This is a genomic window from Thioclava sp. ISO4, from assembly GCF_058105145.1.
Window position 1 is genome coordinate 3,608,322 of sequence record NZ_CM176571.1, and the last position, 12,999, is coordinate 3,621,320.

General features: G+C 63.2%; 10 protein-coding genes. 6 read left to right on the forward strand and 4 right to left on the reverse strand.

Features of this window, described 5'->3' with window-relative positions; all coding sequences use genetic code 11:
• Positions 1-354: 354 nt before the first annotated feature.
• The 3 genes from AC2TZ7_RS17635 (at position 355) to AC2TZ7_RS17645 (ending at position 3,451) form a co-directional block, all read left to right on the forward strand.
• Entirely contained in the window at positions 355-2,175 is a 1,821-nt protein-coding gene (locus AC2TZ7_RS17635) for a TadE/TadG family type IV pilus assembly protein (protein WP_489865200.1), read from the forward strand.
• Positions 2,176-2,245: 70 nt separating this feature from the next.
• A complete protein-coding gene (locus AC2TZ7_RS17640) occupies positions 2,246-2,776 on the forward strand; it encodes a hypothetical protein (RefSeq protein WP_489865201.1) in 531 nt (176 codons plus the stop codon).
• Between the two features lie 3 nt (positions 2,777-2,779).
• Positions 2,780-3,451, forward strand: coding sequence for a TadE/TadG family type IV pilus assembly protein (locus AC2TZ7_RS17645; RefSeq protein ID WP_098411760.1), 672 nt, complete (start codon positions 2,780-2,782; stop codon positions 3,449-3,451).
• Positions 3,452-3,472: 21 nt separating this feature from the next.
• On the opposite strand, the gene AC2TZ7_RS17650 is transcribed toward AC2TZ7_RS17645, so the two are convergent.
• The gene (locus AC2TZ7_RS17650; RefSeq protein WP_489865202.1) at positions 3,473-5,131 is read right to left on the reverse strand and encodes an NAD+ synthase; all 1,659 of its coding nucleotides are present in this window, start codon (positions 5,129-5,131) and stop codon (positions 3,473-3,475) included.
• Positions 5,132-5,382: 251 nt separating this feature from the next.
• Here AC2TZ7_RS17650 and AC2TZ7_RS17655 point away from each other — a divergent pair, with 251 nt between their 5' ends.
• A complete protein-coding gene (locus AC2TZ7_RS17655) occupies positions 5,383-6,870 on the forward strand; it encodes an MORN repeat-containing protein (protein ID WP_098411762.1) in 1,488 nt (495 codons plus the stop codon).
• 19 nt (positions 6,871-6,889) lie between these two features.
• On the opposite strand, the gene AC2TZ7_RS17660 is transcribed toward AC2TZ7_RS17655, so the two are convergent.
• Genes AC2TZ7_RS17660 through AC2TZ7_RS17670 form a run of 3 tightly spaced genes read right to left on the reverse strand, consistent with a single transcriptional unit; the run spans position 6,890 to position 9,751 of the window.
• Positions 6,890-8,416, reverse strand: coding sequence for a cryptochrome/photolyase family protein (locus tag AC2TZ7_RS17660; protein WP_489865203.1), 1,527 nt, complete (start codon positions 8,414-8,416; stop codon positions 6,890-6,892).
• Positions 8,409-9,107, reverse strand: coding sequence for an SDR family oxidoreductase (locus AC2TZ7_RS17665; RefSeq protein WP_489865204.1), 699 nt, complete (start codon positions 9,105-9,107; stop codon positions 8,409-8,411). Before AC2TZ7_RS17665 ends, AC2TZ7_RS17660 begins: the two co-directional genes overlap by 8 nt.
• Positions 9,101-9,751, reverse strand: a complete 651-nt coding sequence (locus AC2TZ7_RS17670; protein WP_489865205.1) for an SDR family NAD(P)-dependent oxidoreductase — start codon at positions 9,749-9,751, stop codon at positions 9,101-9,103. The genes AC2TZ7_RS17665 and AC2TZ7_RS17670 overlap by 7 nt, the downstream gene beginning before the upstream one ends.
• A 325-nt stretch (positions 9,752-10,076) precedes the next feature.
• Between AC2TZ7_RS17670 and AC2TZ7_RS17675 the strand changes: the two genes are divergently transcribed.
• Positions 10,077-11,636 carry a 2-isopropylmalate synthase gene (locus AC2TZ7_RS17675; RefSeq protein WP_489866843.1) on the forward strand — a complete coding sequence of 520 codons (1,560 nt, stop codon included), beginning with the start codon at positions 10,077-10,079 and terminating at the stop codon, positions 11,634-11,636.
• 325 nt (positions 11,637-11,961) lie between these two features.
• Positions 11,962-12,993: a rod shape-determining protein gene (locus AC2TZ7_RS17680; protein WP_038064670.1), complete on the forward strand. Its 1,032-nt coding sequence runs from the start codon at positions 11,962-11,964 to the stop codon at positions 12,991-12,993.
• The last annotated feature ends 6 nt before the right edge of the window (positions 12,994-12,999 follow it).

The window sequence follows — 12,999 nt, forward strand, 5'->3', positions numbered from 1 at the left end:
TGCGGCAGAGTCGAGAGGACCCGCCGAGCTACCCACAGCTTTCGGCCCCTCGGGTGGCGAAAACTTCGCGTCAGCCGAAGGCGAGAAATCCGCCTCTTGAGGCGACTTAATCTAGTTTAAACGACTCAGCCGCTAAGACGGCGCCCATCCCCGGAAGCCCCTCAGATTGGCGACCATTTGGGAAACTATCGCGCACCCACCGCGGCATTCCACATTTAAAGCACAACAATTCCATGAAGTTAGACACTCTTTTGCCTTAATTTCGCCGCAGGAATTATGCAGTTTCACACAGTGATTTTTGCGAGTTTTCTCCGCTGGCGGCGATGCCATCTGAAATGGAGAAGGAGGTCGGGGATGAGGGACAAAACCGAACAAAACGGCTTGGCACGCCGTATCGAAGCCGCGCGCGCCCGAATGGGGCGGTTCGCGCAGGATGAGGATGGAGCGGTTTTCATCTTCAGCCTGCAGGTTTTGATCGTGCTGATGGTCATTGGCGGCATTGCGATTGATTTCGTCCGCCAAGACGAACGGCGTACGCTTATCCAAAGCTCGCTCGACCGGGCAGCGCTCGCCGCGGCAAATCTGGATCAGACGCTCGATCCCGCGACCGTAGCGAAAGACTACCTTTCGACCAGCGGCCTCGATTACCTCAACATCGAGCCCGTCGTCGAAGAGGGCGAACAAAGAGAATTCCGTCGCGTGTCGATGACCGCGCAGGACGACATGCCGACGATCTTCGGCGACCTGATCGGTTTCGGCGTCAAATCCTTCCGCTCGAACACCCACGCCCAAGCCGAGGAATCGATCGGCAATGTCGAAATCTCGATGGTGCTCGACGTCTCCGGCTCCATGGGCCAGACGGATTCCGGCTCCTACTATGGTGAGACGAAGATTGCCTCGCTGCGCGATGCCGCGACGAATTTCACCAACAAGATGTTCGACAGTGTCCAACCGCCGGGTGCGCCTCCCGGACGCCTTTCGATCTCGATCGTGCCCTATAACCAGCAGGTTTCGCTCGGCCCGGATCTGGCCTCGGTCTATAACCTGTCGTCCGATCACAGCTACAACACCTGCGCAGACGTGCAGCTTCAGGGGTTCAACAGCGTGAGCCTGCCGACCACCGGCCTGCAGCGCACCATGTATGGCTGGAGCTACGATTTCGTCGGCCAGAACATGTATGTCCGGAAATACCTCAGCAACTCCGGCGAGAACTGCTACGAGCACAGCTATTCTGACGTGATGGCCTTTGAGGACAATCAGAGCGATGTCGTGAACAAGATTGCGTCGCTGCGTGCAGGTGGCGATACCGCGATCGACATCGGCGCCCGCTGGGGCTTCGCGCTGCTCGACCCTTCGGCCAAACCAGTCTCCGCTGCTCTGGTCCAAAACGGGACGATTTCTGCTGATGTGGACGATCGCCCCCTGCCCTATCCGGCGACCGGTCAGAGCATCGATGAACGCTCGATGAAGGTGATGATCCTGATGACCGACGGTCAGAACACACGCACCTTCTCGACGCGGATGCAGTATCGGACGGGCGATTCCGGCCTGTTCTCTGTCGACAGTTCGACGGCCTTCAATGACGACAGCACGACGATGTCGCACATGTACTGGTTCTCGCAAGACCGCGCGGATCGGGGAGAGAAGCCCTACTACTCCTTCGCCGATCGCAACTGGTACGCACCGGAGGACATCGGCACCTACACGACCACGAGGGAATGCCACAAAGAGCTCAAATACAACTGGAGATACGGCTACTACTGGGACACTGTCTGCGAGGACGTGCCTCAGTTCGAGCATCGCGACCTGCATGCGATCGACTGGCGCACCGTCTGGAGCAAAGGATGGTCGCTGCAATATGTGATCCAGACTTTCCTCCTGCCACCGCGCCAGCGCCTTGACCCAGGGGCATCCGTGGCTTCGATCTATGACGAGATGGCGATCTCCTCGATGTTCTCGGAGAAGGACAAGAACCTGCACGACGTGTGCCAGGCCGGGAAAAGCAAAGATATCATCGTCTTCACCGTGGCCGTGGACGCCCCCCAGAGCGGCAAGACGGCGCTCGCCGATTGCAGCTCGGGTCCGAGCTATCAGTACGACGTCGACTCCGCCAATCTCGCGGATGCGTTTTCCTCGATCGCGACGCAGATCTCGACTCTGCGCCTGACCAACTGACCGGGGAACGCAGAGCATGGCACTTAGGCTGACACATAAACGAGCCTTCCTGAGGGCGGAGGACGGGGCGGTGACGATCCCTGCCCTGCTCTGGATTGTGTTCCTGATCTTCTTCATGTTCGCCGGGATCGAGCTGGGCGTGATCTTCATCAAGCAGACCCTGCTGACCCGCGCGACCGAAGCCACGAGCCGGATCATCCGCATCGGCAACTATGCCAGCATCGACGAAAAGATCCTGCGCCACGAAATCTGCAAACAGGCGGGCTTCTTCGGCAGCACCTGCATGAACCGGGTTTCGGTCGAGATGTTTCAGGTCGACAAGACGAACTGGACCTCCTCCATCGCCAACCACCCGGTGCGCTGCGAGGATTTCTCGGACGTGACCAAGCCGCCCCCCGCAGGCACGCTGGAAACCGCAGCCGCCGATCAGCTCATCCTCGTGCGCGTCTGCCTGCGCGAGAAACCGATGCTGCTGGAAGATTTCATCGCACAGGCGTTCCTCAGACAATCGCCGGTGGGCCAGGATGGCGATTACGCCCTGGTCGCGACGACCGCGATCGTGATCGAACCGGCGGTGGCCTCCGCGACGGGAGGGACCTGAGCCATGATCATGGAGAAGATGCGCAGCTTGCTCCGCCGCGTCCGCGATGACGAGACCGGCTCCATCCCGATCGAAGGGCTTCTGGCCTTCATCATGCTGTCGGGCTGGCTGATGCTGTCGATCGAAATTTATGACGTGTTCAAGATCCGTGGCGCTGCGACCCGCGCCAATGTGACGGTCTCGGACCTGATCTCGCGCGAGAAAGACCCGATCGGCCCGAAATACGTCGCGGGCATCAAGCAGGTGTACGATTTCACGACCGGCAATCACGATCCCTCGCGCAGCTGGATGCGTGTCACGCTGGTGAGTTGCTGGGACGATCCGCAAGATCTGGGCCACGCCTGCAACGACCCGACGGAAGGCAGCGACGCGAAGAAAGTGAAGCTGACCGACTCCTACGCAACGGGGCTGGCGGAAAAATATACGCAGGAGGCGCTCGATCTGGAGGCGGACCGCATTCCGATCCTCGCGGCGGGCGATCAGGCTCTGATCGTGGAGACCTCCTACGCCTATGACCTGCCCTTCAAGCTGTCCGAGGCTTACAAGGCCTATCTCACATCAATCGGCAAAGATCCGACGAAGCATTTCGTGGGTTTCCACAACGCGATCTCGTTCGACAACTTCATCGTCACCCGCCCGCGCGTCGGACGGCTGACATGGCTCGACGATCACTGAGACGCGGCGAGAGCGCCGCTCTCAGCCGTGGTCGCGCCAGCGATTGACGATCGGATAACGGCGATCCAGCCAGAACGCCTTGCTCGACAGGCGCGTGCCCGGCGCGGACTGGTGGCGCTTCCATTCCGAGATATAGAGCAGATGCTCGACCTTCTTGATCGTCTCGCGCTCGTAGCCCTCGGCCACGAGATCGGCGACCGAGGCATCACGCTCCACCAGACCTTCGAGAATACCGTCGAGCACCGGATAGGGCGGCAAGCTGTCCTCGTCCTTCTGGTCGGGCCGTAGCTCTGCCGAGGGCGGCTTGTCGATGATCTCGCGCGGGATCACCTCGCCTTCCGGGCCCTTCATCCAGTCGCGGTAGTTCGCATTGCGCCAGCGGCAGGTCTCGAAGACGCGGGTCTTGTAGAGATCCTTGATCGGATTGTAGCCGCCCGCCATGTCGCCATAGATCGTGGCATAGCCCACAGCCATCTCGGATTTGTTGCCGGTGGTCAGAAGCATCTCGCCGAACTTGTTCGACAGCGCCATAAGCATCACGCCGCGCAGGCGCGACTGGATGTTTTCCTCGGTCACGTCGGGCTCGGTGCCTTCCATCAGATGGGCAAGCGCATCCGAGACCGCATCGCGCGCGCCGTCGATCCGCACCGTATCGAGACGCATCCCCTGACGCGTCGCCAGATCGGCCGCGTGATCGAGCGAGCCCTGCGAGGTGTATTCCGAGGGCAGCATCACGCAATGCACGGCCTCCGGCCCCAGCGCATCCGCCGCGATCGTAGCCACCAGCGCGGAGTCGATCCCGCCCGACAGGCCGAGCACGACCTTGGAGAAACCCGACTTGCGCAGGTAATCGCCAAGGCTTTCGACCATCGCGCGGTAATCCTGCTCCCATTCCGAAGGCTGCGGATCGTCGCGGCCCGCGACGCAGGCCCAGCCCTCATCGTCACGCTCGAAATCCACATGGTCGATGATCTCGTCGAAAGGCGCGAATTGCGCGGCCAGTTGGCCATGCCGATTCAGCACGAAGCTCGCCCCGTCGAAGACCTGATCGTCCTGCCCACCGACCGAATTGAGATAGGCGAGCGGCAGCCCGGTCTCGATCACGCGAGCGACCATATGGGTCATCCGCACGTCGAGCTTGCCCCGGTGATAGGGCGAACCGTTCGGCACGATCAGGATCTCTGCCCCGGTCTCGGCCAGCGTCTCGGCCACATCCGGATGCCACGCATCCTCGCAGATCGGAGTGCCGACCCGCACGCCGTTGACCGCATAGGGCCCCGAGATCTGACCGGTATCGTAGATGCGATACTCGTCGAAAATCCCGTGATGCGGCAGATCGTGTTTCAGCATCCGTGCGACCAGCGCGCCGTCCTTCCAGACCCAATAGGCGTTATACTGCCCCTGCTCGGTCCAGTAGGGCCCGCCGATGCCCAGCGCCGGACCATCGGTGATCCGCGCGCCCAGCGCCTCCATCGCGGCGACCGCGTCGCGCACGAAAGCGGGCTTCGCGATCAGGTCCTGCGTCTGGTAGCCGGTCAGGAACATCTCGGGCAGCACGACCATGTCGGCGCCCGCGCGCTTGCCCTCTTCCCAAGCGGCGAAGGCCTTCTCGGCATTGGCCTCCAGCGCGCCCACGGTGGGGTTGAGCTGGGCCATGGTGAGGCGGAAACGATCGGCCATAAGCGTCCTCGGGGCTGTTATCGCCCTCTCATTTAGCAGAAAACGCTGGGGTGAAAAGGGGATGGCTGCCCTGCATTTGCCGACCCTCCCGTGACCCGCCGCGTCACCCACCCCGACATGACCGCCCCGACACGCTCCCCTGCCCGCTTGTCAGGCTACCCCCGCGCAATTAACCTTTCCCCAAGCACGGCAGAGCGCGAATCCACGCGCTCGCGAGACCGGAGCACAGGCAGCACCATCAGGGGGCACGCATGGCAGGCGCGCAGCTTCGCATCGCGACATTGGCAGTTCTGATCGGCTGGACCGCGCAGATCGCGCCGGCGCAAGAGGTCATCACCAAGCAATACGATGACGGCGGCCTCTATGAGGGCACCTTCACCGATGGCAAGCAGGACGGCTATGGCAGCTACAAGCTGCCCTCGGGCTACGAATACGAAGGCCAATGGGTGATGGGCGAGATCAAGGGCAAGGGCCGCGCGCGCTTCCCCAACGGCTCGATCTACGAGGGCGAATTCGACCACGGCAAACCCAACGGCAAGGGCAAGATCACCTTCGCCGATGGCGGCACCTATGAGGGCGACTGGCTCAACGGTCAGATCACCGGCACCGGCACCGCGCATTACGCCAACGGCTCGGTCTATGAGGGCCAGTTCCGCAACGCGATGCATGACGGCAAGGGCACGCTGGAGAGCGCGAACGGCTATCGCTACGAGGGCGACTGGCTGGGCGGCGTCAAGCAGGGCAACGGCAAGATCACCTATCCCGACGGCTCCACCTATGAGGGCCAGATGGCGCATGGCCAGCGCGACGGCACCGGCACGCTGACGATGGCGGACGGGCTGACCTATGTCGGCGACTGGAAGGCCGGCCAGATGAACGGCCGCGGCAAGCTGACCCAACCCAATGGCGATGTCTACGAAGGCCAGATGGTCAACGGCAAGCGCCACGGGAACGGCAAGGTCACCTATGCCAATGGCGACACCTACGAGGGGGAATTCCTGCTCGACAAGCGCCACGGCACCGGCACGTTCCGCGGCAAGGACGGCTATGTCTATACCGGCCAGTGGAAAGAGGGCCGCATCGAAGGTCAGGGCAAGGTGCAGTACCCCGACGGCTCGGTCTACGAGGGCAGCTTCAAGAACGACCTGCCCGACGGCCAAGGCAAGATCACCTATCCCGACGGCTCCAGCTACGAGGGCGGCTGGGCACATGGCGTCATTCAGGGCACCGGCACCGCGCGCTACGCGAACGGGCTCGTCTACGAGGGCGAGTTCAAGAACGCGCGCAATGACGGGAAGGGCAAGATGACATACCCGGACGGCTACAGCTACGAAGGCGACTGGGTGAACGGGCAGCGCGAGGGCCAAGGCACCGCGCGCTATGCCGATGGCACGACCTATGAGGGCGCCTTCAAGAACGGCCAGCGCGACGGGACCGGCAAGCTGACCATGCCCGATGGCTTCACCTATGAGGGCGAGTGGCGCAACGGCGCGATCGACGGGCAAGGCCGCGCGACCTATGCCAATGGCGACACCTATGTGGGCAGCTTCTCGAATGGCAAACGCGAGGGGCAAGGCACGATGACCTATGCCTCCGGCACGGTGGCGAGCGGCGAATGGTCGAACGACAAGCTGCAGGATACCAGCGCCCCCGCGACGCAGCCCACGCCCGATGCCAGCGCCGAGACTCCACCAGCCCCGGCGAACGAACCGGCCACGGCGGAGCCTTCCGCGAACTGATCCGCCCTTCCAGGCTGGCTTACAACGCCTCACCCTTGTCGAGCTTTGCGAGCACCGCCTCCGCCGTCTTCAGCTTGGCGTCGCGCGTCTCTTTCTTCTGCTTGTCCCAGTTGCGATAGACGAGCCCCATGCGCGGATTGCCCTCGAAGCGGTCGCGATGCCGGTCGAGGAAATGCCAATAGAGGCTGTTGAACGGGCAAGCCCCCTCGCCCTCTTTCGCCTTCACGTCATAGGCGCAGCCGCCGCAGTAATCCGACATCTTGTCGATATAGGCGCCCGAGGAAATGTAGGGCTTCGAGGCCACCACCCCGCCATCGGCGAATTGGCTCATCCCCGCCGTGTTCGGCGCCTCCACCCATTCATAGGCATCGATATAGACCGCGAGATACCAGTCCTGCACTTGGCGCGGGTCGATCCCGGCCAGCAGCGCGAAATTGCCCGTGACCATCAGACGCTGGATGTGATGGGCATAGGCCAGATCGCGGGTCTGCCCGATCGCGGCCTTCATGCAGGCCATCTCCGTCTCACCCGACCAGTAGAACCACGGCAGGTCGCGCTTGTGGTGCAGCGCATTGCGCGACGTGTAATCCGGTCCCTCGCGGAAATAGATGCCGCGCATATATTCGCGCCAGCCGAGGATCTGCCGGATGAACCCTTCCACCGAATTGATCGGCGCATCGCCCGCCTTGTAGGCCTCCTCGGCGGCCTTGCAGACCTCCCGCGGCGAGAGAAGCCCGAGATTGATGCTCGACGACAGGATCGAGTGATGCAGCAGCCGGTCCTCGGCCAGCATCGCATCCTGATAGGTCCCGAAATCGTGCAGATTATGGGCGATGAAATGCTCCAGCGCGCGTTCGGCCTGCGCGCGGCTGACCGGCCAGTTGAATTCGTCGAGCGATCCGAAATTGTCGGGAAACTCCGCCTCGACCATCTCGAGCACCTCCTGCACCAGCGCATCCTTGCGGAAGGTCGGCGCGGGCTCACGGAACAGGTCGGGCTGGGCGGGCTTGCGGTTCTCCTTGTCGAAGTTCCACTCACCACCCGCCGGATCGTCGCCCTCCATCAAGAGCCCCGTCTCGCGGCGCATCTCGCGGTAGAACCACTCCATGCGCAGCTCCTTGCGCCCCTCGGCCCACTCCGCGAAGCGTTTCTCAGAGCAGATGAAGCGGTCGTCGGGCAGTTGCCGAATCTTTAGCGGCGCGCTCTCGAAGGCCTGACGCAAACGCCATTCGCCGGGCGCGAGGGTCACAACCTCCTCGGCCCCCTCTTCCTCGGCACGGCGCGCGAATTCGCCCACCAGCGAGCCCGCGTTGTCGTCATCGGTCAGCTTCGTATAGCGCACCTGCCAGCCGTCGCGCTCCAACTCGTCGGCGAAGCGGCGCATGGCGGCGAAGGTCAGGGCCAGCTTCTGCTTGTGATGGCCGGTATAGGTCGCTTCCTCGCGCACCTCGGCCATCACGACCACGTCCGCGCTTTTGTCGCCGCAGCGCAAAGCCGCGCCATGATGGCTCAGCTGATCGCCCAGAACCGCGATCAGCTTAGTCATAGATCATCTTCCGGGTCATGCCGCCGTCGACGACCAGCACCTGCCCCGTCACGAAGCCCGCGTCAGCGAGGTAGAGCACGGCCTCGGCAATATCCTTCGGCGTGCCCACCCGGCCCACCGGATGCCGCGCGTGATCCCTTTCGCTCAAGGCCTCACCGCTCGAATTTATCCAGCCGGGCGCGATCGCGTTCACCCGCACCTCCGGCCCGAGGCTCACAGCCATCGCATGGGTCAGCGACGTGACGCCGCCCTTCGCCGCCGCATAGGCGAAGGTATCGGGCTCGGATTGCAGCGCGCGGGTCGATGCCATGTTGACCACCGCCCCCTGCCCCTTGCGCAAGGCGGGCAGAGCCTCGCGCGTCATCAGGAACGTGCCCGTCAGATGCGGGTCGATCCATTTGTGCCACGCCTCCAGCGTCAGAGCCTCCAGCGGTCCGCATTCGGGATTGGCCGGCCCGCCATTATTCACCAAGAGATCGAGCGTCTCGAACCCGGCGTCGGCCACGGCCGCACGAATATCGGCCTCGCTCCCCAGATCGCAGCGGATCGCCTGCAAGCCTTCGCGCGCCTCCAGCGGGCCGATATCCAGATCGAGCGCCGCGACCTGCCAGCCGCGATCCAGCAGCGCCTCGGTGATCGCGCGGCCGATCCCGCGCGCCGCGCCGGTGACGATGGCGTTTCGGGTTACCATGCGATCTCCTTGCCTGCGTAATCGTAAAAGCCGCCCGATTGCGCGGGCGTCAGCGCATCCAGCACATCCAACAACCGGCGCGCGGCATCTTCCGGGGCGAGCTTGTCGCGCGGGTAATCGGCGGTAAAGGGGGTGTCGACCGTGCCGGGATGCAGCGCAGCGATGACGAGATGCTTGTGAGAGCGCCCCAGCTCGATCGCCGCGCCGTGCAGCAGCTGGTTCAGCGCCGCTTTCGAGGTCCGGTAGCTATACCAGCCGCCCAGGCCGTTATCGCCAATCGAGCCGACTCGCGCCGAGAGCGCCGCAAACCGCGCGGGCCGGTCGCGGGGCAACAGGCGGGCTGCGTGTTTCAGCACCAGCGCGGGCCCCATCGCGTTCACGGCGAACTGGTTTTGCATTTCGTCGGGCGTGAGCTGCGACAGCGCCTTTTCCGGCGTGCCAAGCGCGCCCGAGGCCACGAAGATCAGATCGACCGGCCCGTCGATCCCGCGCAGACCCGCCTCGACCGAACGTTCATCCGTCACATCGAATCCATCGCGCGACCGCGACATCCCCATCACCGCGAAGCCGCGCGCTTCCAGCTCGGCGCGGACCGCCGAACCGATCCCGCCCGTATCTCCGATCACGATTGCCTGACCCGCCACCTTGTCCTCCGTCATATGCGCCCAAAGGCTACGCTCCCCCGCCGCGAGCGGTTCCTTTTTTGCTTTTCATTTATCACTTGGCGCCTATAGTGCCCCTCATGACACGGGTTAAGCATATTCAACTCACCGCAGCCGGGGCTCTCGCCCAAGGCGCGATGCCCCGTGGTCTCCTTCTTCTTAGCAGCCTCTGAGCGTGCCTTCGGGCGCGAACGCTCAGGGGTAACCAGCGCCCGGACAACTTCCGAAAGCCACCGCGCAATGCTGGCCTTCGGGACCAAGTAACGCTAAGAGCCAAGACGAAAGAGACTAGCAGATGGCCCAGACCATGATCGACAAAAACCGCGTTCTGATTTTCGACACGACCCTGCGCGATGGCGAGCAATCGCCGGGTGCGACGATGACCCATGACGAGAAGCTCGAGATCGCCGATCTGCTCGACGAAATGGGCGTCGACATCATCGAGGCCGGCTTCCCCATCGCCTCGGAAGGCGATTTCGAAGCCGTCAGCGATATAGCGAAACGCGCCAAGTTCTCGACCATTTGCGGGCTCGCCCGCGCGCGCCTGCCCGATATCGACCGCTGCTGGGAGGCCGTGCAGCACGCGAAATCGCCGCGCATCCACACCTTCATCGGCACCTCGCCGCTGCACCGCGCGATCCCGAACCTGACAATGGACGAGATGGCCGACGTCATCCACGAGACCGTCAGCCACGCGCGCAACCTGTGCGACAACGTGCAGTGGTCGCCGATGGATGCGACCCGGACCGAGCATGACTACCTCTGCCGCGTCGTCGAGATCGCGATCAAGGCGGGCGCCACCACGATCAACATCCCCGACACGGTGGGCTATACTGCGCCGGTCGAATCCGCCGATCTGATCCGGATGCTGCTCGAGCGGGTGCCGGGCGCCGATGAGATCATCTTCGCGACACACTGCCACAACGATCTGGGCATGGCGACGGCGAACGCGCTGGCTGCGGTCGATGCGGGCGCGCGCCAGATCGAATGCACGATAAACGGTCTGGGCGAGCGCGCGGGCAACACCGCGCTCGAAGAGGTGGTGATGGCGATGAAAGTCCGTCAGGACATCATGCCCTACCAGACCCATATCGACACGACGAAGATCATGAACATCTCGCGCCGCGTGGCGCAGGTCTCGGGCTTCCCGGTGCAGTTCAACAAGGCGATCGTCGGCAAGAACGCCTTCCTGCACGAAAGTGGCATTCACCAGGATGGCGTGCTGAAGAACGTCGAGACCTTCGAGATCATGAAGCCCGCCGATATCGGCCTCAACGAGGCGAATATCGCGATGGGCAAGCACTCGGGCCGCGCCGCCCTGCGCGCGAAGCTCAAGGATCTGGGCTACGAGCTGGGCGACAACCAGCTCAAGGACGTCTTCGTCCGCTTCAAGGCGCTGGCCGACCGCAAGAAGGAAATCTACGACGAGGACCTGATCGCGCTGATGACCGACAGCGCCGCGAACACCGCCGATGACTACCTGCAGGTGAAATGGCTGCGCGTCGTCTGCGGTTCGGACGGGCAGGAAGCCGAGCTGAAGATGCTCGTCGATGGCGAGGAGAAATCCAGCAAGTGCCAAGGCGACGGTCCGGTCGATGCGGTCTTCAACTGCGTCAAGGAAATCTACCCGACGCAAGCGAAGCTGAAGCTCTATCAGGTGCATGCCGTGACCGAAGGCACCGACGCACAGGCGACCGTTTCGGTCCGCCTCGAGGAAGACGGGCGGATCGGCACGGGGGCCGCGTCGGATACCGACACGATCCTCGCGAGCGTGAAGGCCTATGTCGGCGCGCTCAACCGTCTGCGCTTCCGCAGCCAGAAAACCGCGCCCGACGCGGATGTGAAAACGGTGAGCTACAAGCTCTGAGCCGACCACAAGTTGCACAGGTTTCGGGCAGCCCGCGAAGGGCTGCCCATTTTCATTTCGACACCGCGCGAAATCACCGATTTCAGCACGATTTCGTGACGTATCGCATATCTGTAATTTCAAGCGCTTTTTCCGGGCAAAATCCGCCCAAAATGTTGAAAAAGGTCAATCCCTTGGCCTAGCCTCAGCGGATAACCGCAGGGGGGCCTTGCCTGTGGCGCAAATCCGCTTCCCCGTAAGGGCCGCTTTGACTATACGAGGCGCGGGCCGTGGCTTGGCGCGAGTCGCGGTGTTTCTAAGAAATTTGGGATGGGACAGGCGTAATATGGTTGGTGGGATCTTCTCCTCGGACATGGCGATCGACCTCGGGACGGCGAACACGCTGGTCTATGTCAAAGGCAAGGGGATCGTGCTGAACGAACCCTCTGTGGTCGCCTATCACGTCAAGGACGGCAAGAAGCAGGTGCTGGCAGTCGGTGAAGACGCCAAGCTGATGCTCGGCCGGACCCCCGGCTCGATCGAAGCGATCCGCCCGATGCGCGACGGCGTCATCGCGGATTTCGACAGCGCCGAGGAAATGATCAAGCATTTCATCCGCAAGGTGCACAAGCGCTCGACCTTCTCGAAGCCGAAGATCATCGTCTGCGTCCCGCATGGCGCGACCCCGGTGGAGAAGCGCGCGATCCGTCAGTCGGTTCTCTCGGCAGGTGCGCGCCGCGCCGGTCTGATCGCAGAACCGATCGCAGCGGCCATCGGTGCCGGCATGCCGATCACCGACCCCACGGGCTCGATGGTGGTCGATATCGGCGGCGGCACGACCGAGGTGGCCGTCCTCTCGCTGGGCGACATCGTCTATGCGCGCTCGGTGCGCGTGGGCGGCGACCGCATGGACGAGGCGATCATCTCCTACCTGCGCCGCAACCAGAACCTTCTCGTGGGCGAATCCACCGCAGAGCGGATCAAGACCACGATCGGCACCGCGCGGATGCCCGATGACGGGCGCGGCATGTCGCTCCACGTGCGCGGCCGCGACCTGCTCAACGGCGTGCCGAAGGAAACCGAAATCACCCAGGCGCAAGTCGCCGAGGCGCTGTCCGAGCCGGTCCAGTCGATCTGCGACGCGGTGATGCAGGCGCTGGAGACCACCCCGCCGGACCTCGCCGCCGACATCGTCGACCGTGGCGTGATGCTCACGGGTGGCGGTGCGCTGCTGGGCGAGCTGGATCTGGCCCTGCGCGAGCAGACGGGCCTGTCGATCTCGATCGCCGATCAGTCGCTCAACTGTGTTGCGCTCGGCACCGGCAAGGCGCTTGAATATGAGAAACAGCTTCGCCACGTCATTGATTACGACAGCTGAGCCGGG

Bases quoted from the DNA above. Each gene is read 5' to 3' on its own strand.
- AC2TZ7_RS17660 (WP_489865203.1), bottom strand. From the start codon at position 8,416: ATGACTAAGCTGATCGCGGTTCTGGGCGATCAGCTGAGCCATCATGGC.
- AC2TZ7_RS17635 (WP_489865200.1), top strand. From the start codon at position 355: ATGAGGGACAAAACCGAACAAAACGGCTTGGCACGCCGTATCGAAGCC.
- AC2TZ7_RS17675 (WP_489866843.1), top strand. From the start codon at position 10,077: ATGATCGACAAAAACCGCGTTCTGATTTTCGACACGACCCTGCGCGAT.
- AC2TZ7_RS17650 (WP_489865202.1), bottom strand. From the start codon at position 5,131: ATGGCCGATCGTTTCCGCCTCACCATGGCCCAGCTCAACCCCACCGTG.
- AC2TZ7_RS17645 (WP_098411760.1), top strand. From the start codon at position 2,780: ATGATCATGGAGAAGATGCGCAGCTTGCTCCGCCGCGTCCGCGATGAC.
- AC2TZ7_RS17665 (WP_489865204.1), bottom strand. From the start codon at position 9,107: ATGGTAACCCGAAACGCCATCGTCACCGGCGCGGCGCGCGGGATCGGC.
- AC2TZ7_RS17655 (WP_098411762.1), top strand. From the start codon at position 5,383: ATGGCAGGCGCGCAGCTTCGCATCGCGACATTGGCAGTTCTGATCGGC.
- AC2TZ7_RS17680 (WP_038064670.1), top strand. From the start codon at position 11,962: ATGGTTGGTGGGATCTTCTCCTCGGACATGGCGATCGACCTCGGGACG.